A 23,497-nucleotide genomic window follows, 5' to 3' on the forward strand; every position below is an offset into this window, starting at 1 on the left:
CAAGACGGTCTCATATGGACGCAGGTAAGCGATCTCAAAGGTTTTAAAAGTGAGGCAGCGCAACTGTATGCTGTAAAAAGTATTCCGCAGAATTTCCTGATCGATCCCAAAGGTGTGATCGTTGCGGTAAACCTGCGCGGCGAAGAACTTGATAAAAAACTGGAAGCACTGTTAGGGAAATAAAACTTTCAATCATTCGTATGAGTTTCGCAATCGACAAACAAACCCTCGAAGAACTAAACCTGTTGGGGAAATTCCGGCAGGGCTCCGTATATCATCTTTTTAACCGCGTAAAAACACGGGGTGGGGAACATTTGCTGGACAGTATGTTCCGCTCGCCTCTCATCAGCGAAGCCGCCATCAATGAGCGCAGCAGCATCTTCCGGTATTTCCACCGGGAAAATCTCCTCTTCCCTTTCGATGTAAAACAGGTAGGCATCATGCGTGAATACCTGGATGCGGCAACAACCCGTGGCGCCGCTACCATACTGGCGGCAACACTGGTCAAAAAATTGCTGGCATCTCTCACAAGGGATGAACGGTATAAAAAAATTGTCCAGGGATTACAGGCTACCATTATCACTCTGAACAAATGCTATACCTTCGCCGCTTCCGTTAAACCAACCGAAAATCCTTACTACCAAAAGATCCGGCGGATCATGGAGATACTGTCTGACAAAAGACTGGAAACGCTGCGCAATATCGATATCTATCAGCCTTTGTCGGTAAGGACCATTGCCCGTTTCGATCATTTGTTAAAAAGCAGGTTGTTCCGGCAGGCGGAAGAAATACTGCAATTCATCCATGAAACAGACGTTTACATTTCCGTGAGCGATGTGGCGCGGGAAAGGTCATTCAGCTATGCCCATGCACTGCCAGCCGAAGCAAACGTGCTATACGCCGAAGATCTTGCCCATCCTTGTATAAACGGTGCAGTGGGCAACCGCATCAGCATGAATCGCGATGGCAACGTGTTGTTCCTCACGGGCGCGAACATGGCCGGCAAATCCACACTGATGAAATCAGTTGGCATCGGATGTTATCTCGCGCAGATGGGTTTTCCGGTAGCAGCCACGCAGATGGAGTTTTCTGTAAGGGAAGGACTTTATACCTCCATCAACGTGGCAGACAATATCGGGCTGGGGTATAGCCATTTCTACGCCGAGGTAGTAAGAGTGAAACATGCAGCGGAAGCGGCAGCCAGCGGGAAAAGACTCCTGCTGATGTTTGACGAATTATTCAAAGGCACGAACGTAAAGGATGCTTACGACGGTACCCTCGCCGTAACGGAAGGTTTTTCCGAATACCGTGCATGCCTGTTTATTGTATCCACACATATCATCGAAGTGGCCGAAGCGCTTAAACCGGAACGTAATATCAGGTTTGTGTTTATGCCCACCATCATGGACGGCGCATATCCCCGCTATACTTACAGGCTGCAGGAAGGCGTTACAGAAGACCGGCAGGGTATGATGATCATCCGCAATGAAGGAATTCTTGAAATGCTGAACAACAAATCATGAACAAAATATTTTTCCTCGCAACATTCATCCTGTTATACAGCCTCTCCTCCGCCCTGGCGCAGGTTGCTACAGCGCCCGGCATGTACCCGGACTACCAGCGGTTTCTCGGCAGCCTCAAATATGTTCAGCCGGCCAAACAGGATCTGAAAGACATATGGAATAACCTGCTGGATAGCGCCTCCATGCTCAAAGACGAAGCACCCATCCATATCACAACGGCCGCCGTTAAAAAGAAGACATTGGACGATGAGAAAATCTATGATACTCGGAAAAACAGCGTATTTATTGTAGGAAAGCTAAAAAAAGCCACAGCCGGACCTTCTACAGTATCCTTCGACCTGTCGGGCACCGCATTCGCCATCGGCAAAAACGGTGTATGCGTCACGAATTATCATGTACTGAAAGACCTGATCGGGAAAAACAAAAGGGAAATTGAGGGAGACAGCGCGTGGTTTATTGTTTCCCACAACAGGAATATATATATCATAGACCGGATACTGGCATATTCAATAAACAATGACCTGGCCGTTTTCAGTGTTATCACAAACGATACGCCTCTCCTGCCTGTGCCGGTGGGTAAGCCGGCACAAACAGGCGCTACTGTATATACGATCTCTCATCCGGGAGGATATTTTTACAATTTCGGTAAAGGGATCGTATCGAGAAATGCTACTATCGCCGGTGAGCAGATAGTAACCGGACATAACCCGCAGGGGAAGCCGCACATCAGGATGGAGATCACTGCCGACTATGGCATTGGCGCCAGTGGCGGGCCGGTGCTTGATAAATACGGCAATGTAGTTGGCGTTATTTCGGTGACCACACCACTAATGGCCATGGGAAAGGATGCTGCGGGCAACCTGACCAGCGGTCATGTACAGATGGTCATAAAAAGCACCGTACCCGTAAAAGCGTTGAGAGAATTACTGGGGATGGATCTTTAATTATTTTATCCTACCGCTTTGTTCAGTGCAACGATAGCTGCCCCGAAATGCTCCCGGGTAATAACGAACTGGAAATTCACCCTTCTTAAAGCTACGCCAACACTTAAAACATTAATATCCGCGTTTGCCAGTGCGGCGGTAGCTTTGGCTAATAATCCCTGCTGATCCATATTAGAGCCCAGCAGGCAAACGATGGCAATAGGTTCCACGGTTACATGTTCGTATTTCGCTTTCAGATCGTTCAGTAACTGCTGGTTCAAATCATTTTCCCAAATGACGATGCTGATGCTGTTGGCGCTGGTAGCCTTAAAGATATAGCTGATACCATAACGGGAAAACACCTGCATGATATCCAGGTCGCTTCCCACTGCGCCTACCATCAGCGGGTCATAGATATCGATGAGCAGTTGCTGGTCCGAACCGGTAATCACCTCCACCCTCTTATGTTCGGAAACATAATTTTTGGTGATCAGCGTACCCGGATGTTCCGGTTCAAAGGTGTTTTTAATGCGAAGATTGATCCCTGCTATCTCCAGCGGCTTTGCAGCTTTGGGATGAATAGCTTCCATTCCTACATCGGCCAGTTGGTCGGCAATATCATAGTTGGTGTAACCAACAGGTTTTACGTTTTCCACACCTACCAACGCAGGATCGGCAGTTGACAAATGGTATTCTTTATGGATGATCGCTTCTTCAGGCTGGAGCAGTTCGGATATCCTGCTGAACGTTATTTCCGAATAACCGCGGTCAAATTCTCTCATGATCCCTTCTGTTCCCTTTACATACCCTGTTGCAATGCACAGGCAGTTTTTAAGATCGATGGTCGAGAATGCCTCCCTGATACGTTCATCAATGGTTAATGAGCGCCCGTCATCCAGGCCGCTCAGGTCTGCCAGGGCAACGTTAAGCCCTTTATTCTGCAGAATGTTTGTCAGTACAAGGGCCGAGTGGCTTTCGCCTACTGAGGCCAGTATTTCCCGGACAGCCAGCAGAATTCCCTCATTGAGGTACCCGGAGGCCAGCATGGTATTGGCACTATCAAGATAGGTAAGCACCCGGTTAATAATACCATCCGTCACTTCATCAGCATGCGCCACGTCCAGCCCGAGCGGTCCGTAATGAGCATTCAGCTGTTTAAGGTGAAGTCTTACAGATTCAAGGGCCTTATGGTAGTCGTTTCCCGTTGCAAACTGATGATAGGCGCCGGGGGCTTTTGTTTTCTTATTTTCCAGCAACAGGTTTGTAACGCCGGAAAAAGCAGAAACAATAAAAACACGATTATATAACCCATCACCGGAACGACCGTAATAAATAATATTGTCGATTACATCTTTTAGTGCACTCATGGACGTGCCGCCGATTTTTTCCACTGTTAGCATGCTGCGAAGCTATATAATTTATAAATGTGATAAAAGGTTGAAATCTACGCTACTCCCATTTCAACACGGTTCCAACAAAAGCGTGACAATATATGCAAAAACATCATGATTTTCTATGCCCACAAAACAAAGGGGCGCCTCCTGAGACGCCCCTTTGTTATTTTACCGCTGAGTTTTGCGGATACGGTACTTAAAATGAGTAACGGATACCCAGCTGCCCCTGCGCCCTCGAGTTAAAATAATCAACTGAGTAAGCAGTACCCGGATCAGTAAACTTATATACAGGATAGTTACCCATATTTTGCTTCCCGGGAAATAGTTCCGGCGCCAGTCCCACACTGGCGGTTGAATTGAAGGTATTGGGAGAAAAATACACCCGGCCCCAATTGCTGTTCAGTAAGTTGGTGAAGTTCATGATATCCACCGTAAAGGTGAGGTAGCTGCTGCTTTTGGAGAAATGGAACTCCTGTCCAAAATGCAGGTCTGCCGTTGTGTTCCAGGGAGTACGGCCGGCATTCCGTTCTGTAAAACCGCCGCGGCGGCTGCTCAGGTATTTGTTGCCGTCCACATAGGCGTTGAATGCAGCCGCCTGTTGCTCTGCTGTTACCGTAGCGCCGGAAGCGGCGGTATAATCCTGGAAGAAACGGACTGCCTCTTCCTGGTTTGGAATATAGGCCAGGCTTACCTGCTGGGGCAATCCCTGTATACTGTTGTTTACAATACCATAAGTAAAGGGGCTGCCGGATTGCGCGCTTACAAAGAGGTTAACGCTGGTGGTCCATTGCTGATTCCATGCCCGCTGATAGCCAATATTAGCGATAATACGGTGACGGATGTCAAAGTTGGACCAGGCCAGGCCGGCATTGTTTGGGCTCAGGGCCTGGTTCAGCTGCCAGTTGCTTTCCATAGAGTTGCGGATGCCATTGAAGGCATCTTTTGACTGACCATAAGTGTAGGCTACAGATGCATTCCATCCTGCATCAAATTTCCTGCTAATGGTACCCGTAACTGAATACCGATAACCCAGGCTGGTATTGCTTAACTCATAAGCGTTGGAGAAACGGGGATCTACCGTTCCGTCGTATACCGGCATCTGGTGCGCTGCATCATAACCGTAGTAACGCGGATTGTCTTTAATATTTACCTGCTGGAAATAAACGTCTTTGATAGTTTTAGTATAGATACCTTCTATGCCCAGCTTATAGCCATTGACCAGATAATCCAGTGCAAGGCTTGCGCGGAGCGCCTTGGGCATCACGAAATTGTTATCGACCAGGTCTACCTGTGTTTTTCCTGCTTTGGGATTATTCACTACAGTACCGTTCTGCCCAATGAAATCGGCGATACCATTATGCCCCGGCTTTACAGGATCAGTGCCGGGAGCAAAAGGCTGCTGGTCTGCCTTCTGATCATAGGCGCCATAATTAACGCCGGTATTATAGAAGGCGTATCCGAGCCAGGCAAGCGGTATACGGCCGGTGAACAAACCTGCGCCGCCGCGCAGTACCAGTTGTCCGTTTGCTATGATATCATACCTGAAACCAATGCGCGGCGATACCTGCGCACGGTTCAGGTAATTGTTGGTGATACGGTTAAGGGGAGTATAGGTAAATGTATTTCCGAAATAGCTATCGGTATATGCTGTTTTCACCTGTTCACTCAAAGGTTGCTGCTGTGGCACAAAGCTATAGTCGACCCGCAGGCCGGGCGTAATACGGAACCTGTCTGTAATCCTCACCTCATCCTGGAGGTAGGCGCTCAGCATGTTCACATCAAACACTGCTTCAGGATGGGAAAGAATATAATCCCTCGAATTATTGTTATAATTATAACTGCCTCTTACGCGGTAAGGATTGCCATCCAGGAAATCTTTTATGCTCAGGTAATCTACCCTTCCGTTCCAGGAGTTCACAAAACCGTAGCTGATATGATACAGTTCATTATGCGTGCCTAACAGCAAGGTATGTTTTCCTTTATGCCAGGTAAGGTTATCGGTAATTTCCCAGGTTCTTTGTTTCATGTTGAATATGGCTGCTTCCCGGTCGGTGCCCAGGTAGATGGTAGTACCTGGCGTGCGGCCCATGATCTGGATCTGCGGCAATGCGGGATCAGACAGGGGATCCCGGTAATCGTGAATAGTAGTGTAACCCACTATCAGGCTGTTTGAAAAACCGCTGTTGAATTTTGTTTTCAGCTCTGCCACCGTGGAGCTCTGGTTATTCACCTGGCGGTAAGCCATGGAGCTGAAACGGAAATCCATCTGGTCACGGTCCATATTCACAGCGCGTGAGCGGACCGTGTTATTGCGCAACGACAACTGGTTATTTTCATTCACGTTCCAGTCGAGCCGGTTGAAATATTTTTCAGAGCGGGAATAGCTGTTATAAGCGCCGGCAGTGCCGGGGTCAAAAACATTCCCGTAACGGCCGATAGTAAAGTTGCGGATATCTTCCGCATCCTTTGCGCTGAGTATACGGGCTGTTTCCGGCTGACCAGCCATCAGCTGGGCGGGATCCTGTCGGCTGGTGATCTCTTCATTTGTAAAAAAGAACAATTTGTTCTTAATAACGGGAAGGCCCAAACGAATACCGGTTTGATAATCATAGAAATCGTTGTTCATTTTGCCGAGGGAGCCGGTTTTATCTTTCCCGGTGATAGCTGCATTGCGGCCAAAGAAATACGCGGAACCGGCCAGGGTATTGGTACCGCTGCGGGTAACCGCATTGATGCTGCCGCCGGTGAAATTACCGATCTTCACATCATAAGGCGCCAGGTATACCTGCATATCTTCGATAGCGTCCAGCGAAATGGCATTGGTACGGGTGCCGGAGCCGGGTGCGCCGGAAGTACCGGTGATGCCGCCCGCTGAAGGGCTGAAGCCTATAGCGTCGTTGTTGATGGCGCCATCTACAGTAATATTGTTATAGCGAAAATTGGTGCCTGCGAAAGAGTTGTCTTTTGAGCCCTGTGGCACCAGCCTGGTGATGTCCTGCAGGCTGCGGCTGGCGGTGGGCATGCTGTTCAGCTGTGCGCGTGTAATATTCTGACCGGCGCCATAGTTATTAGCCCGTGGTTTCCCGGGGGCAGAACGTACCTCTATCTCTGAAAGCTGCTTTTGTTCCTCCTGCAATACAAGATTTAATTGTTGTGATTCTCCGAGGCGAACGGATACCTGTTCTACACTGGCTGTTTTCTTTCCCACCATGCGCACGGTAACAATGTAAGGCCCTCCTACGCGCAATCCGGCGAGAAAGAAATTGCCCGTCTTATCGGCGGTAGCGTTGTAAGTAGTCCCGGAAGGCTGATGTACAGCTATGATGGTGGCGCCTGCCAGCGGGCTCCGGTTGTTGTCAGTAACCTTACCGGTCAGACTGCCATCTGTTTGCTGGGCCATGGCAGCAGGAATACAGCCTATAAAGACTGCTACTGCCATTAAAAGGAAGTATATTTTTCTGATCATTGAATAAATCATTTATTGTGTTAGTATCCCCGAGATGCTGTGTACCACGCCGTTACCTGCCAGTATATTCTTCCGTGTAAGCGTGGCTATACTGCCGGCGCCTTCCTGTTGTATATTGATGTCTGAAAAGCGGCCTGGCTGTGTAAAATCAAGCACAAGGGTAATGATGGCATTGTCGCCGCCCAGCATCTTTTCCGTATAGGCGTTGGTGTCAGGATCTGCTTTCAGGATATAATCATAGATGAAATTCCGGCCGCCGGCAATATGCGCTTTAACAATGCGTTGCAATACAACCGGATCCATATGGTAGATGCTGTCTGTTGTAGTAATGCCAATGGCAAAGAACGCCGCGTTCACCGGCGCAAATACGGTGTAAGGCCCACCAGACTGGTAGGTGGCAGCAAGACCGCTTTTAATAATGGCCGCATTAAAAAGCGACAGTGCGGGATCGCCGGATACTGCCTGCTGTATGTTGGTGTATGCAATGGGTGCGAGTATACCGCCTGTAATGTTCACCAACCCGTTGGCGGCAGGTTTGTCCAGCGCCGTTACGCGAACGCCATTTACTACAACGGCAGTATCCCGGCTGTTGATCCAGTGGGTAACATACACCGCCTGCCCGTTCAACGCGTACAGTGGCTGATTAAATGCCAGTGGCAGGGAATCCAGGCGGAACTGCCCCCGGAGTATATTATAAGGGATCATGGCGTTTATAGAATCCCGGCCCCTGATAATATCTGCACCGGAGGAAAAGCCTGCTGCCTGGAACGCAGCGTTGGAAGGCCCCAGCAGCGTATATGGGCCGGGGCTGCTCAGGGTATCATCAAAACTGGTGGAGGCCAGTGCATAGTTCAGCAAAGACAAACTGAAATTATTATTCACTACGGCAGCAATGCCCGTTTTTACGTAGGGGTTTGCCGGTTTTACATCATCTTTTGAACAGGCAGTCAGCAGCAATATGCATGCTAAAGGCCAATGCCATCTCCCGGAAAAAAATCTTTTATGTTTCATGTACATGCTTTCTTTTAGGGTGTAGGTAATAGCAGGTTATCCACCCGGTGTATCACACCGGTGAGCGTAGTAATATCGGAAGGCCCGGTAATAACCGCTCCACGGCCGGATGGCGCATCCTGCCGGTGCAATATTATCTGCCCGTTATTACGTGTTATAAAGATGGCGCCAAGCGCATTCCTGTTATCCAGCTTACCCGGATAATAACCATTCGCCAGGCCTCCGGTATACAGGTAAGTATAATTGGGGTTCAGCCGTGTATTTGAGTTATTGGTAAAGTTGCTCAGCAACCGGTGGTTCACCAATATAGAATCCATATTGGTCAGCATCTGCGTACCATCCGGACTGGATGCCAACGCGGATCTATCTATATAGCTGTTGATGTCTGCAATGGAATTAAAGCCGGCTTTCCTGAAAGCATTGTTATCCGGCGCAAAAACTATGGCAATGGGATCCGTTCCCGGGCTGGTAAGCCCGGAAGTAAGCACCAGTGGCACCGTATCATTGAACTGGATAAAGGTATAGGAAGTGCCTATGATTCCCTTCTCTTCATACAGCGCATTGTTCTTTCTCATGGCCGCCATATAAAAACTGAAACTGGTATCGGCTGCCAGCACCTGGTAGCTTTCATAGAAGGGTTTTATCACCAGGCTGTCTATCATAAAAATGGTTCCATTAGTAGCTGCAATAGCAGGCGTTTTGCTTACCTGTTTACCATTAAGCTGCAGGGCACCATTGTAGATGCCGGCCGAAAGCCTGTAGAAGTAAGCTAGTGCAGGATTAAAAGGACCGGGCACCATGGTTCTTGTTAAGCTTCCATCGCTGTACATCAAAGGATAGAACGTTACTCCTCCGAATACACTGTTGTTGGCAGGCATTCCTCCAGCCACAGCCAGATACCGGATAATGGTGTCTAACTCCGCCACGGGCACGGTGTTAATATTCTCTTTCGTATAGCCGGCTGCCTGCCAGGCTTTATCTGTTGGCACAAATAGTGTGTAGGGCGATTTAATAACGCCTTCGCTGAGGCTATCCATATACTGCTGCACAGTGGTACGACTGAAAGCTGCACGGTATATGGATGCTTCAGGTATGGAATCCAGCAACTGGGCAAGGCTCCTGGTGGCTCCGCCGGTGTAAGGCAGCTCCTCTCCCACGCGTTTGGGGGGTTCTTCTGTTTTGGTACAGGCCGACAGCAGCTGTAAACAAAGCGCGTATGCTGCAAATATCTTTATACAAACCTTCATCGTTAAAAACAGTTTAAGTTTTATTTAGTCACTTTTTCCGGCATTACAACTATATCTGCCATTAAATGAACAATACCATTGGAGCAGGTATAATTAATATAAGCGCCGTTCAGGGTGGTCAGAGAAAGCACCCAATACGGCTCGCCGAGGAACGGAGTGCCCTGGGTGCCATACGGATTACTGAAATAAGGGCTTACAATCACCAGCGAGCTTGTAGACGCGGATGCAGCGGTTACAATCCCCACACCACTGCCCATAGCGCTCTGGCACATGATCAGTTTATAATTTGCAGAAGGCGTTTGAAAAGGCAGGCTGAGCACACCGGAAACGGGTGGTAACTGTGCCATGTCCGTCACAAAAACGTGATTGGGTTTGAGGAAATAACCACCAAATACCACCGGGTCGTAGTGATTAATATCCATACGCCCAATGCTGTCAAGCGTCATACCACGTCGTTCAAAAGAAGAATCTGATGGCGCGAAAACAGTGAATGGTCCGTCGCTGCCCATTTGTTCCCAGTAACCGAATTTTTTCAATCCTGTAATGAGGTGTGAAAAATAAGGCCGCGATTGCAGGAAGGCCTGTACAGTGCCGGGGTATACCTTTATGGTATTGGGTAGCGGGTACACTACGCCGTTCAGTTGGGTAGCGCCAAACCGGGCAGTAGTAGTTGTGCTGAGGGAAGATTCCTTTATCACATTCACACCGTTCACTGTAAATGGCACAGTACCATTGGCGGCATTGGAACGGGACAAATACAGCTGGACGCCATTCAGGTTACTATACCTGTTATCTGACGAAAGCGGTACATCGCTGTAGAAAAGTTTTGATGACAGTATATGTGTACGCACAAAATACCGAAGACTGTCTTCAGGCCAGTGGTCAAAATCAGACGGGTTGAAAACGCTGTCTTTATTAAGCGCGCTGTTGGTGGGCGCCATTACCGTAAAAGTGGCAGCTGCCTGGTCCAGGCTATCCATCAGGCCGGCCTTGCGTACTGCGGCAGCAAAGAGAGAAAGATCAAAGTTATTGTTCAGATAATCACTGATGGTACCTGTGGCCTGCGCCTGTTGTTCCGCCTCAAAATCCGGCTTCTTACAGGAAGCTGCTACCAGCAGCAATAGTGCAATAAAACAACCGGTATATATTCGTTTAGTCATTGTTGATAGTTAAATTATTGAATGCTTACAATTACTATTTACTGGTTACCTGGCGGTGGGTAGCTGCGCTGCACACTCATCATGTATACCCGGTTATTGATAATTTCAATGGAGCTGATGGTACTGAAAGACCGTTGTACATAGGGGCCAGACGCCGTATACCTGATAAGATTGGGCAGCCAGCTGCTGGCGATCAGGTCAGTAAAGTCAACCCTTGGAACGCTCCGTCTGGCCAATGCGGAAGTGGTACCTTTACCATCATTACTGCCATTGCTGCAACCAATAGCGCCAAACTGTGCGTTCGCCTGCGCCATCCCGTTGGAGCCATCCACCGCCACAGGGCCGGGAAGCGGGAAAAGACCGGGCCGCATCAGGATGAATAATTCCCATTGCCTGCTGAGTATACCGCCTGTGGTATCCGGCGCAGCAAACATAGGTACGCTGTAATAAGGCGCCACTCCTGCAACATGCGACCGTACCACTGTTCCCAGCCAGAGGTTGTTGAAACCCGGGATAAGGGTATTGCCTGTAGGTGAACCGTCTACATAAGGATAGGGGCAATCATCTGTAAAAAGTGAATAATAAATGTTCATCGTATCGCCAAAGGCCCGGCATTTATTGTTGGCATTCACGTATCCCTGCAAACCGCTGGGGTGCGCTCCGGGATTAGCGGCAGCATAGCCTTCCGCGCTCAGGTTGTAGAAGTTCGCATACAGCATGGTATCTGAAAAAGGCATTCTGGTAAACTGTTCCTTCCGCAGGTACAGCGTTATGGGCAGCGGGTACTGTGTAGCCACTGTTTTCTGTAATACTTCCATGGTATATACCTCTCCTGGCGTAAAGTCGATGGTACTATCCACCAGTAAGCTTTTCCGGTCGCGCTCCGGCAGGCTGAAAAAAGGCGCTTCGCTGATGGGACGGCTGTAGAACAACACACGGTGCCTGCCCGAGGGGATCTGCGCCCAGCTGGACAGGTTAAAGCCATTCAGAATAGGCCCTACCAGCACCTTCTTACTGCCGGGGTATTCTGTATTGCGGAAAGAAGTATTGCCTGCATTGGCAGGGTATGGCCCGGCATAGGCGCTGCGCTGATCCAGGTGATCGCCTACTATTTTTCCGCCGGTGACTAACCCGGAAGCATCATATTCCGGGTCAATGATCATAGCCAGGAAAGGAGGCGGCTGGTCTTTCGTAGTTACGTCCACATCATAGTTCAGGCTGTTGAACACCCGCAGGTAAGCCGCTTCGGGGATCACATTGTACGTTGTTTTGCGGCAACCCGTTGTTATCAGCAGCACACAGCATAATAGCATCCCGCCGCGCTGTATGATGGTATCAAAATGTATCATTATGTAATCTGTTACTGGTTATGTTTAATCACTATCATCTTCGGATTTTTCCCGGCGGCATTCCGGCCTGCTAACGCTATCGTATACACGCCTGGCTCGGAGCCATAATTTCCGTCCGGAAAAAAACTGCCAGGCATTCTTACAAAATCGGCCGGCGTGAGCGCTGCCACACCTGTGAGCCTGTTGCCAGGCAGCACTCCGGGCTGCGAGCTGTAAGCCTGTATATTGCCCCCGGTAAGGAACTTCAGGTCAACATAAGGATAGGGAACCGCCGCCGGATCGGGCGCCTGTCCGGGCCGGAGATGCTGCGCTGCAACAGCGGAAGAAAAGATATCTTCCCTGAACAGGGCCCCATTCGTATCGGTGAATGTTACATAAGGCAGATCCGGGCACAGGTTCAGGAAACGCGCCTGCAGCAGCATCCTGAATGCAAGCGGGTTGTATATATTATTGGTGGCATCTGAACCGTCTGCATTACCGCCATTGACCCTGATACCTCCCATATTGTTGGATGTTACCGTTAATGAGGTGCTGTTATCTGTTGCAGGCCAGGCCCAGACAGTGAGATTATCTCCCCCTTTCAGCTCAATATCTTTCTCCACTGCTGCATTACCGGCTATCCTGATATGATGCTTTCCTGCCACCAGCGTTACGTACTCCCCTGCCTTGCCGTAAGCAATGCGACGCGCAGGCATATCATCGACCTGTACATTCAGCCCGCTCTCGCCTTCTGCAGCAGCATTCACTACCTGCACACGGCCATAGGTGATATTAACAGGCGGATCTACGTCTGTTATAACAGAGAAGCAGTTGGGAAAGAGCGGATATTCCGCATACTGGTAAGCGCCGCCGGTGATGCCTGCCGCTATTGTATATACGCCGCCGGGTTGGAAGGTTTGCACCGGGCTGTAATACACCTGTGTGCCGCCCAGTGAATAATTATCCATGGATGTTACACTGGTGAGCATAGCCGGCTTTCCCGGTATCTGCACACCTGTGCCATCTATCAGTACTTTGAACTGGTAAGTGCCATAAGGCAGCTCTATATAATCAGACCAGGCATGGTTGGCAATGCCCGAAGTAGCGCTGCTCACAGCGCTGCCATCGGCATAAGCCAGCGTCAGCGTTCCACTGCCACCGTTTCCTATGGCACTGCACAGGTTCACCAGCCGGATACGTATATGGCTGGGATCAGCAGGCAGCGCTGTGGTGCGGGGCACCACAGTAACACCATACGTTCCGTTACTGTTTGTTGTAGCGCTGGTACCGAGGTAGTAATCTGAAGGATGGTAATAATCATCCTTTACATTGAATGAATCTGAGATGTAATCCGGCAGCGAAGGCTCTCCCGGGCTGCCGGTTTTGATAAACGCCTGCCCTTTGCTATCCAGGAATTGCTGGGGCAGGTACCATACGCTGCTTAACTTGCCGTTAGCAGGAAAGTATTGAGTAGGATAGGTATTGGGATAGCCGCTGTTAGCGGGCGTAAAACGCCAGTTGGTTACCTTTATGCCGTTCACCATCACATCAATATTGCTGTTAAATGTGACCAGCCTCGTGGTAGATTTTGCCATATTGCTGTAATCCGGCTCATTGCCTGCCCGCACATCCGTTTTATCCTTGCTGCAGGCTGCGCTCAGCATCAGCATAAAGCCCAGCGCCACATGATAAAAATATTTTGTAGTTGTTCTATTCATTTCCAACATTTTTTAGAACAGGTTATAAGTAAGACCCAACATATATTCTGTGCCGCGACGGTAGCTTCTTCTCACGTACCTGGCGCCATAGTATTTGCCGCCTGTACCAGGGTTGCTGTACACTTCCTCGTAGGCGCTGTTCAGTATGTTTTTTGCATATCCTTTAAAAACAACCCGCTTCCATACTTTCTGGCTGAATACAACATCCAGCACCGGCATAGGCCTGCTGTAGAGATCCGGCGCCCCATCCATGTTCACCTGTATCAGCCGCTCTCCTACCATATTGAATGTGGTGGTAATGTCTGTACCCAACTTTGTGTTGGTATAGTTCAGGAAACCATTGATGGAATAAGGCGACTGCTCAAACAGGGGGCTTTCTTCAGGCGACTGCCGGTCTATAATACGCGCGGCGTCCAGCCGTTCGTTGTTCTTGCGCACACTGCTGGAGGCGATCATCAGGTTGGAGCCAAGGAAGAAATTTCTCAGCGGCAACCATAGCAGTCCCAGGTTTTTCACTACCTCCAGTTCTATGCCCCATACATGCCCTGTGTTAGGATTGTTCTGGTAAGCCACTGTTGGAAATTCAGGGTACTTCGCGTTCACGCCGTCAGAATTCTGGATAAATACTTTCTCCAGCTGGTTATTAATTTCCTTTGCAAATACGGACGCCGCCAGCACTTCCCCTTTGTTTGGGAACCATTCCCAGCGGAAATCATAACTCTTCGTCTGCTGATTAACAAGATCAGGGTTCCCAACTACCAACGCCTGCTGGAAGGGATCAAATTCAAATACATTTGTCAGTTCCCGTATTTCCGGGCGGGCCAGCGAGGTGCCGTAAGCCAGGCGAAAGTTCATGGTTTCACGCAATGAATAAGTCAGGTTGGCGGAATAATAAGGCTTGTAGCCGGCCACATACTTTGATAACGGGTTCGTATATACGAGATTTACACCGCCTTCTGAAAGCGACGGATCAATGTAGATGCCGGAGGTATCTACCTTACTCCTGATATCCGTTTTTTCAAAACGCACACCGCCTGTTAAACGCAGGTTCTTCATCAGGTGCAGATCCAGCATACCGTAAAAGGCATTGGTTTCATAAAAGCCGGTGTAGTTGTTGGGCGATTTCCTGGTATTATACAGGAATCCGCCAGCCAGGGGCGCGCCTTCCGGCGTAGCGGAGGTGGGCAGATGAATGCCCACCTGGTCGTATCCCACCAGCCGGTTGAGGTTACCATACACGGTATAAAGCGGGTACTGCTTCAATGTAGAGAAATTGGAACCGGGCAACGACAACACATTTTCCCCGAAGTCCCTTTCCCGGTAGAGATAGTTAACTCCTGCCCTGAACGCCTGGTCCAGTCCATGTATACCAAAAGGCAACGTTACATCCGCTTTGTAGTTATAGTTGGTTTCAGTAAGGTTACGGAAGCGCCGCCCGTTAGGATCTGCCTGTATCTTGCCGTAGGGGCCAAAGCCATTCACATAGCCGGATACCAGCGCATAGTAATCCGTTACGCCCATATACTTATTGCCAACGCCATCGGGAGTGGGTATCATGTAATAGCCACCACCCGCAGGGCGGTAGTCTGCCAGGTTCACAAAACGGTAGTCAGGATCATCCTGCGCCGATTTTGAAGAGGCGGCGTTATAGCTCAGTCGTGGTGCATATTTGCCCTCCCCGAATTTATGCTCTCCCTGCAGGTTGAACGTATTGAAACTACGATAGGTTTGCCTGAGCGAATAGATGTTGCTGTAAACAGGCCCTGAAAGCCCGGTTGCATAAGCGTATTGGCCTGCAAGACTGGTAGCCTGTGTTTCGCCACCCCAGCTGCCCATGTATTGAAAACTGATTTCATGGTTGGGATTAAAACGGTAAGCCAGGCCACCCAGCACGCCATAGTTCAGCGTTTGCGTACCGGTGTTCTCCCTGTAGCCTACGTACTTTCCCAGGTTGGGCGTATTAGGGGTAATATATGCGGGAATGTTGCGCGATTCATCAATGGAAGGATTGCCCGTCATAACGCCCTGGTAAATGCTGTACTGGTTCAATACTCCATCTGATACATCCGTGGAACGGCTGTAGTAGCTGCCGCTCAGGATAATGCCCAGCTGCTGCTGGCCATGCATAGTGAAAGAGTTGCCATAGGTTACATTATAAATGCCGTTCAGCGCCGCTTTTTTATAACGGGTAGTGAGCACGGGATCAAAATCATGCATGATGTTATTGATCCTGTTGACCTCTGTTAAAAGCGTGGGATCATTTTTGGCGCCTCCTGCCAACTGTTGTAACTGTGCGAGGCCACCCGGATATTGTTTGCTGAGATGCAGAAAATCCGGCTGCAGGTCATGGCCTTTTATTTTCTGTCCCCAGAAACCCATATCGCTGTTATAAAAGCTGTTCACCTTACCCCCCAGGCCGATATTGGAATTAGTGCCTGTTTGCATGGTAATGGCCAGTGTTTGCTTCGTTGGAATAGACAATGTTTTCAGTTCCACGATACCGCCCGAAGCATCTGCGGGTTTGTCGGGCGTCATGGTTTTAATTACCACGATATTATCCAGCAGGTTGGCCGGTACGAGGTCCAGCGGGATAGTGCTCCTGTCGGGGTCTGATGAGGCCAGGCGGATACCATTGAGCTCTCCTATCACACTACGGTCGCCCAACCCTCTTACGGCAACATATTTATCGTCTGTCACCGTAACGCCCGATACCCGTTGTAATGCCTGGGTAGTAGTGATGCTGGCGGTTTTCTCAATATTCTCTGCAGAGATACCGTCTGATACTACTGCCGCGCGTTGTCTTTCATTCAACAATGCCGCTTCGCTGTTCATCCTGCGCCGCGATGAAACGGTTACACCGGAGAGTGTTTTACTATCGGGCATCATTTTAATATCCAACGGGGTATGCGTATCACCGCTGATCACCTGGCTGGTATAACCTGCCCTGGAAAAAATGAACAGGTCGCGCGCTGCCGTCATGCGGATCACAAAATTCCCGTTTGCATCTGTTACCGCCGACTGCTGCTGCTCCTGTGCATATACTTCCACATTGGCAACAGGCTTACCGCTTTTGGCATCGGTGATATGCCCTTTGAAGATGTACCAGCCGGTAGTGTCGGCATTTACAGGTACGGGAGCAGCAGTTACCTGTACGGAAATATTATTGCCCGATACCTTGAACTCAAGCGGGGCAACTGTCCTGAGCTTCTGTAACGCCTGGCCCAATGTTCCGTTAACGGAAAAGGACGGCATCGAAATTTTTCCCAGCTCTGACGCCGTGTAATAGAATGAACAGCCCGACTGGCGCCCCAGCGCCGAAATGACCGCCAGTGCATTGGTTTTTTCCAGCCTGAGCTCCACCTTTTGTTTCAGGTTGCTTAGCTGTGCCCGGCTTTCCTGCATAAACTGCAGGAACAGTACAGTCAATAGCATTCCCTTAAGAAACTGGCGCAATACCAGTTTCCTGTTAATCTTCTGATCCATTTTTTACTTATTAAATAAGGATTGTGATTACCGCTTGTTTATATATACAATTCCATTTTTCATGGTATATTTTAACCGGTGGATAAACAGGATATTATCCAGTACCGTTTGCCATTTTTCCGGGCTGAAATCCCCGGTTACTCTTTTATCTTTTAATAACTCTCTGTCGTACTGCAGTGATAAACCATACCTGTGGGCAAAGCGATCCAGCACATCTGCCAGCGGCAGCTCTTCAAATATCAGGTGCCCGCTTATCCAGTTGCGTGTCATATTTGAAGAAAAAGACACCACGCCCCATTTTTTATTGCCCTTTGAATAGCGCAGCATTTCATTGGGATGCAGCAGCGTGTAACCATTTGTATGCACATCTTTCACCGCTACCTTCCCGTTTACAAGTGCCACTCTTATTTCTGTTTCCCCGGGATAGGTTTCTATATTGAAAGCAGTTCCCAATACCCGTGTTTCAATATTCTCTGATGAAACAACAAAAGGCCTTGCATCGTCCTTTGTTATCTCAAAGTAGCCTTCCCCGGTAAGGCGCACGCAGCGGTCTTTCTTATTGAACCGCTCCTGTATATATTCCAGTTTTGAACGGGCGTTCAACCATACATCAGAACCATCCGGCAGCCTGATATATTTTGCTTCCTTCCCGGTAGCTGCAATCGTAGTATATGGTAAATCCTTTTGCTGCCGGTTATTAACTGTACGGGTAAACAAAAACCAGGATGAAAAAGCGGCCAGCATTACAGCTGCTGCAGCTTTCCATAGGGTAAGCGCCTTTACTACCCGTTTTACCGGTTGCTCCTGCTGCGGTTCCCGGGGCATAGCCAGTATCCGTTGCAGCATTTCGTGTTTGGCATTTTGCAGGGCATTCTCTGAAGTGGCGGTATCGGAAATATCCATAGAAATCATCCAGTCGCGGATGGCTTCCCGTTCCTGTTCACCGGCTTCTCCTTTAAAAAGGCGGTCCAGTATTTCTTCCAGCATTTGTTTATTAGGCTCCATACATATAGTTAGAGCAGAGTTGGCTGAAAGTCCCGGGTGAAGCAGGTTAACAAATTGTTACCAACCAAAGATTAATCTTCCAGGAACAGCAGGATCAATGGCAATACAACAGTAGCGGGATAGGAATCCGCGAAGTTTTTTAAACGGCGCATGGCTTCGCTCAGCTGGTTTTTTACAGTTTTTGGGGAGATGGAATAGAGATGGGCAATTTCTTCAACAGGCTTATTTTCATACCGGTTCAGGATAAAGATCTGCTTCATACGCTCCGGCATGCGGTCCAGTTCTCCCATTATAGCAATATTGACAGCTGTTAGTTCCGCTTCTATATCGGCTGCACTGTAATGAGGGTCTATGCTTAGTTCATTGTCGAGGTACGACTGGAAATGCTGAAGATGTTTTTCCTTCAGGCCTTTGGCCCGCAGGAAACCAAATATCCTGTAATACAGGCAGGTGACCAGGAAAGATTTTGTGCCGGGGCCTTCCAGCTGCAGGGAGGGGAACTGCTGCCATACATAGATGAATGTTTCCTGTACAATGTCCATCGCATCCTGGGCATAGCCAATCTTTTTATTGGCAATCCTGTAAAGCGTGTCCCAGTGGGCCAGGTAAATATCTGTAAATAAATGCTCGGTATGGCGTGTTGCAGAGGATTCCATTAGCATACAATCGGACAAAAATAAAATAGTTGCCCATAAGGCTGTATAGATGGCAGGTTAAATTTAAATTATCTTACAAAAACCCGATCGTTTTACCCGGCTAAACCGTCAGAAGGATAAATGAAGCAACTAATTTATTTTAAAACATTAAATTGACTACATGGAAGAAGAAATACTTAAAAATGCCCTGGCCGGAGATATTAATGCATTCCAGACGCTGTTTGCCGGGTTCCAGCAACAGCTGAAATCATATCTCTATCGTTTGCTAACCGACCGCAATGATGTGGACGACCTGACACACGATACCTTTATCAGGGCTTTCGATAAGCTATCTACCTTTAACCAGGATGCTTCGCTCAAAACGTGGGTATTTAAAATAGCTACCAACCTGGCCTATGATCATTTAAGAAAACAAAAAAGATGGCCGGCTGATGCGCAGGACCAGGGCGCCAAACTGGCCATCGGCACACCGGAAATCAGCCAGTCGTTCAGAATTGTGCACCAGACCTCCAATGCCGGGGCCTATGAAATGAGGGAGCACATCGATTTTTGTTTCACCTGTATCTCCAAAACTTTACCCATCGAAAACCAGGTGGCATTGATCTTAAAAGACATGTATGATTTCCAGGTCAGGGAGATCTGCCTCATCCTGGATAAAACGGAAGGAGTGGTAAAACATCTTCTTCACGATTCCAGGGATACCATGACCAACATTTTTGATAACAGGTGCGCCCTTATAAATAAAAACGGCATCTGCGACCAGTGCAGTCAGCTGAATGGCATATTTAATCCCAAACAAAACCAGCAGGAGGAGCGTATGAAACTGGAGCTGGTAAAAGGGTCAAAAAAATTTGACAGGTCGGCGCTTTTTGAGCTGAGAACAATGCTGGTAAAAGCCATTGACCCGCTGCACAGCGCTGGCGCCGATCTGCAGGATATTATTATGAGATGTACCCGGACGGCCATCGGCGATGTAAATGATTTTTTTGATACGCAGGCCGATAAGGCAGGCAATTAATCTGCCGTAGGCCGGAAGCTGGGCGAGCTGACATTACTTTCAATAAATGCCTTGCGGTATTCCCGGGGAGATTTCCCCTGGTAAATTTTGAACTGCCGGTTAAAGTAGGAGATATTGTCAAATCCGCAGGCATAGCATACTTCAGCGATCCCATCTTCTGTGCCTATTAACAGTTTTGTGGCATGACTGATCCTTATTTCATTCACAAATTGTGAAAATGTTTTGGTAGTTCTTTTTTTGAAATAACGGCAAAATGCGGCTTCGTTCATACAGGCCAGGGAAGCGGCCGATTTGCTGTCTACATGATGATGATAATTATCCAATACATATTTAAATATCGGCTCCAGCTTTTTCGAATCCGCGTCTTTATAGCGTACCTTGCCGGGATCATCTGTAAGCAACTGGATACTTTCTTTGCACTGCAGCGACAGCTCATCCAGTATCTGTAAAAGGATGATCAGGTTTTTCATTTGCTGGTTTGCCTGGAATTGGAAAAACAGGTTATTAACAGCAGGTACCTTCCTGAACTTTATTCCACATTCAGACAGCTGCATCAGTTCTTTTATCTTCCTTAATTCCAGTTTATCAAAAAAATCCCCGCCAATAAAATCTTCGGTGAACTGTACTATAATAGCATGGGCAATTTCATCGGCCCCCACGGGAGAATCATTGTTACAAAAGCAATGCACCAGGCCCGGACCGAACATATAAATTTCCCCTTCGTGGTAATTCATCACCTTATTCCCTGCGTACATTCTTCCTGCGCTTTTTACGATCAGGATCAATTCGTGGCCATGATGAAAATGAAAAGTATTGGTAAAACGTGGCTGACAAAATTCCTTAATCACGAAGCTGGCATCTTCGGGCGTAGATATGTGCCGGTAAGAAACTTTCATAATGTCTTTATTTTTAGTACACTATTTATTTTTCTAAAGCAAAAATTAAGAAAAAAAGCAAATATAGTATCGATATATTGCAAATGAAGTACTTTTATTTCAATAGAAGTCTGAATAAGTTTGTGAAACAATGATAAAAAAAACGTTCCTGTTATGAAACCAACAAGCTTGCGCCTTACAGCAGCCGCGCTGCCGGCCATTCTCCCGTGACGGGCAAAAAATTTAACCTGCAGAAAACATTCATCCACTTTTATAATTAATGCGTTATGGAACTAGGGATACACAACTGGATGCGGTCTGAAACGATAGAAACCACCATACGGAGGGTTTCAGCGCTTGGATATACCAAACTTGAGATTGCCGGAACCCCGGAGCAATACGATACCAAAAACATAAGGCAACTGATGAAGAGCCATGGCCTGTCGTGCTGGGGATCAGTGACCCTCATGCTGGGCGACCGTAACCTGCTGGCCCGGGATGAAGCCCAGCGTGCAAGATCAGTGCAATATGTAAAAGATATAGTACGCATGGTAAAGGAACTGGACGGGCATATGGTGTCTGTAGTGCCATGCACGGTAGGAAAAATTGTGCCCGATGGCCGGCCTGAAGAAGAATGGGAATGGGCCGTTGGCGCACTGAAGGAAATTTACGACTATAGCGAGGCATCAGGCATTGTAATAGGCATAGAGCCTATCAACAGGTTTGAAACCTACTTCATCAACCGGGGCGCCCAGGCGCTGGCGCTGGCGGAAGCCGTAGGCCCCAACTGTGGCGTGTGCCTGGATACGTTTCACATGAATATTGAAGAAGCAGATATGTTTGAGGCCATCAGGGGAGCCAAAGGAAAACTGGTAGGCTTCCATGTGGCGGATAACAACCGCATGGCGCCGGGAATGGGGCATCTCAACTGGAAAAAGATCATAGATACCCTGCGGGAAATAAACTATGATGACGTGCTTTCCGTAGAATTTTGCGCGCCGCTGGATCGCACTCCCGCCAATCCTTACCCGGGCTCAATTGATGAGCACCCGGAAAACTTATCTGCCGAGCAGGAAAAGTTCCTGGCAGACCATGGCAGCGCTTCTGTTACCGAAGCATTTTATACCATGCTCACTGCCGAATCATTTAATACTTTATCAAAACTTATTTAAAGAAGTCAACTGCTAACAGATGAAAATAGCTAATGTAGAGGCATTTTGGTTACGCTGTCCTGTTCCTAAAGAAAAACAACATACTTCAGACTATGGATTATTAGCCAATTTTGACATGACGCTTGTTGTGATAACAACGGATAATGGTCTCCAGGGATTTGGAGAAGCCAAAGCAGCGGTTGGATCTTCGGGGGTATGCGCCTCCATTGTAAATTGTATTGAAAATGAATTAAAGCCGGCTTTACTGGGTAAGCCAGTTAAAGATATTTACCGTCTCTGGGAAGAGATGTATAACGGCACAAGGGATCATTATGCTTTGCTGAGAGGCCGGAAATTCCCTATCCTCGGAAGAAGGGGCCTTACCATATCTGCCATAAGCGGTATTGATACGGCCCTGTGGGATTTAAAAGGGAAGATGCTGAATGTTCCGGTGATGGACCTGCTCGGTGGCGCCTGCAGGGATAAGATGCCGGCATATGCCAGCGGTGGCTGGGCAGATGCGGACAACATTGGCGCACAACTGAAAGGCTATACAAACAAAGGATTTGGCAGTGTTAAAATGCGTGTGGGCGTAATGGACCAGACCGTACAAAACAGTATCGACAGGGTAAAAGCTGCCAGAGCCGCTTTGGGGCCTGATATTAAACTGATGGCAGATGCGCACGGCACCTTCAGCGTTCCGGAGGCAAAGCAGTTTTGCCGCGGAGTGGAGGATTGTAACCTGTATTGGTTTGAAGAACCTATCAGTCCGGATAATAAAACAGGTACAGCAGAAGTAAGAGCTTCTACTTATATTCCCATCGCAGCAGGCGAAAGTGAATATACCAGTTTTGATATCAATGAATTGCTGGAGATAAGGGCCATTGATGTAATACAGCCGGATGCAGCCATCATTGGCGGTATTTCAGAAGCGGTGCGCGTATCGCACCTGGCCAGTGTGCATCAGCTGGAGCTGGCGCCGCATTGCTGGGGCTCTGCCTTCTCTTTTATGGCAGGAGTGAATGTAGCATTTGCATCGCCATCGGCCACTATCATTGAGTTCTCACTGGGAGGCAATCCGATGATGTATGAACTGGTAAAAGAACAGATTGCAGTGACAAATGGCGTTATCGAAGCGCCCACCGCTCCGGGGTTAGGCGTAACCCCCGACTGGGATTTTGTACGGGAGTATCAACAAAAAGTTTAGAAGTGGTATTGTAAATAATTATTTATGGCCAAAGCACTTAAAATTAATCACGTAACACTGATTGTAGACAACCTGGAAAAAGCAGGTCATTTCTATCAGCATGAATTGGGCTTGGAGCCGCTTGCCGCCTTCCGGTTTGATTACCCTGTTATGTTTTTCAAATTCAACGAAGAGCAGCAATTACATATTTCCGAATGGGAAGACAAAACCTCTTTCCGCGGGCATGTTTGTGTGCAGGTAGATGATTTCAGCAGCCTGTTTTTCCGTATGAAAGAATTAAACGTCATCGATATAAACCCCTGGGGGAAAGTCAGAAAACTGCCCGACGGAGC

Annotated in this window: 18 protein-coding genes; 7 read left to right on the forward strand and 11 right to left on the reverse strand. The window is 48.3% G+C overall.

Annotated elements, in window-relative coordinates; all coding sequences use genetic code 11:
• The 3 genes from VIM72_RS08030 to VIM72_RS08040 all read left to right on the forward strand — a co-directional run.
• Positions 1 to 183: peroxiredoxin family protein (locus tag VIM72_RS08030; protein WP_414648978.1), on the forward strand; the 183-nt coding region annotated here is incomplete at its 5' end.
• Positions 184 to 200: 17 nt separating this feature from the next.
• A complete protein-coding gene (locus tag VIM72_RS08035; RefSeq protein ID WP_332002319.1) occupies positions 201 to 1,523 on the forward strand; it encodes a MutS-related protein in 1,323 nt (440 codons plus the stop codon).
• A complete protein-coding gene (locus VIM72_RS08040) occupies positions 1,520 to 2,467 on the forward strand; it encodes a serine protease (RefSeq protein WP_332002320.1) in 948 nt (315 codons plus the stop codon). Before VIM72_RS08035 ends, VIM72_RS08040 begins: the two co-directional genes overlap by 4 nt.
• A 5-nt stretch (positions 2,468 to 2,472) precedes the next feature.
• Here VIM72_RS08040 and VIM72_RS08045 read toward each other — a convergent pair whose 3' ends face one another.
• From VIM72_RS08045 to VIM72_RS08090, 10 genes are all read right to left on the reverse strand, one after another.
• A complete protein-coding gene (locus VIM72_RS08045) occupies positions 2,473 to 3,846 on the reverse strand; it encodes an aspartate kinase (protein WP_332002321.1) in 1,374 nt (457 codons plus the stop codon).
• A gap of 190 nt (positions 3,847 to 4,036) precedes the next feature.
• Positions 4,037 to 7,306, reverse strand: coding sequence for a TonB-dependent receptor (locus VIM72_RS08050; RefSeq protein ID WP_332002322.1), 3,270 nt, complete (start codon positions 7,304 to 7,306; stop codon positions 4,037 to 4,039).
• Between the two features lie 12 nt (positions 7,307 to 7,318).
• Positions 7,319 to 8,317 carry a fasciclin domain-containing protein gene (locus VIM72_RS08055; RefSeq protein WP_332002323.1) on the reverse strand — a complete coding sequence of 333 codons (999 nt, stop codon included), beginning with the start codon at positions 8,315 to 8,317 and terminating at the stop codon, positions 7,319 to 7,321.
• A gap of 14 nt (positions 8,318 to 8,331) precedes the next feature.
• On the reverse strand, positions 8,332 to 9,564 hold the full coding sequence (locus tag VIM72_RS08060; RefSeq protein WP_332002324.1) for a fasciclin domain-containing protein: 1,233 nt from the start codon (positions 9,562 to 9,564) through the stop codon (positions 8,332 to 8,334).
• Positions 9,565 to 9,584: 20 nt separating this feature from the next.
• The gene (locus VIM72_RS08065) at positions 9,585 to 10,724 is read right to left on the reverse strand and encodes a fasciclin domain-containing protein (RefSeq protein WP_332002325.1); all 1,140 of its coding nucleotides are present in this window, start codon (positions 10,722 to 10,724) and stop codon (positions 9,585 to 9,587) included.
• A gap of 38 nt (positions 10,725 to 10,762) precedes the next feature.
• Positions 10,763 to 12,073: a hypothetical protein gene (locus tag VIM72_RS08070; protein ID WP_332002326.1), complete on the reverse strand. Its 1,311-nt coding sequence runs from the start codon at positions 12,071 to 12,073 to the stop codon at positions 10,763 to 10,765.
• 11 nt (positions 12,074 to 12,084) lie between these two features.
• Positions 12,085 to 13,770, reverse strand: coding sequence for a DUF4397 domain-containing protein (locus tag VIM72_RS08075; RefSeq protein ID WP_332002327.1), 1,686 nt, complete (start codon positions 13,768 to 13,770; stop codon positions 12,085 to 12,087).
• A gap of 12 nt (positions 13,771 to 13,782) precedes the next feature.
• A complete protein-coding gene (locus tag VIM72_RS08080; RefSeq protein WP_332002328.1) occupies positions 13,783 to 17,253 on the reverse strand; it encodes a TonB-dependent receptor domain-containing protein in 3,471 nt (1,156 codons plus the stop codon).
• 27 nt (positions 17,254 to 17,280) lie between these two features.
• A complete protein-coding gene (locus VIM72_RS08085) occupies positions 17,281 to 18,258 on the reverse strand; it encodes a FecR family protein (protein WP_332002329.1) in 978 nt (325 codons plus the stop codon).
• 71 nt (positions 18,259 to 18,329) lie between these two features.
• A complete protein-coding gene (locus VIM72_RS08090) occupies positions 18,330 to 18,920 on the reverse strand; it encodes an RNA polymerase sigma factor (RefSeq protein WP_332002330.1) in 591 nt (196 codons plus the stop codon).
• 154 nt (positions 18,921 to 19,074) lie between these two features.
• On the opposite strand from VIM72_RS08090, the gene VIM72_RS08095 reads away from it, so the two are divergent.
• Complete coding sequence (locus tag VIM72_RS08095) at positions 19,075 to 19,932, forward strand: RNA polymerase sigma factor (RefSeq protein ID WP_332002331.1); 858 nt, start codon at positions 19,075 to 19,077, stop codon at positions 19,930 to 19,932.
• Here VIM72_RS08095 and VIM72_RS08100 read toward each other — a convergent pair.
• The gene (locus VIM72_RS08100) at positions 19,929 to 20,828 is read right to left on the reverse strand and encodes an AraC family transcriptional regulator (RefSeq protein ID WP_332002332.1); all 900 of its coding nucleotides are present in this window, start codon (positions 20,826 to 20,828) and stop codon (positions 19,929 to 19,931) included. The two genes, VIM72_RS08095 and VIM72_RS08100, sit on opposite strands and share 4 nt — an antisense overlap.
• A gap of 266 nt (positions 20,829 to 21,094) precedes the next feature.
• Here VIM72_RS08100 and VIM72_RS08105 point away from each other — a divergent pair, with 266 nt between their 5' ends.
• From VIM72_RS08105 to VIM72_RS08115, 3 genes are all read left to right on the forward strand, one after another.
• Complete coding sequence (locus VIM72_RS08105; protein ID WP_332002333.1) at positions 21,095 to 21,979, forward strand: sugar phosphate isomerase/epimerase; 885 nt, start codon at positions 21,095 to 21,097, stop codon at positions 21,977 to 21,979.
• 19 nt (positions 21,980 to 21,998) lie between these two features.
• Positions 21,999 to 23,165 carry a mandelate racemase/muconate lactonizing enzyme family protein gene (locus tag VIM72_RS08110; protein WP_332002334.1) on the forward strand — a complete coding sequence of 389 codons (1,167 nt, stop codon included), beginning with the start codon at positions 21,999 to 22,001 and terminating at the stop codon, positions 23,163 to 23,165.
• A 24-nt stretch (positions 23,166 to 23,189) separates the two neighbouring features.
• On the forward strand, positions 23,190 to 23,497 hold a 308-nt coding region (locus VIM72_RS08115; protein WP_332002335.1), incomplete at its 3' end, for a VOC family protein.

This window comes from Chitinophaga sp. (assembly GCF_036569185.1).
GTDB lineage: Bacteria > Bacteroidota > Bacteroidia > Chitinophagales > Chitinophagaceae > Chitinophaga.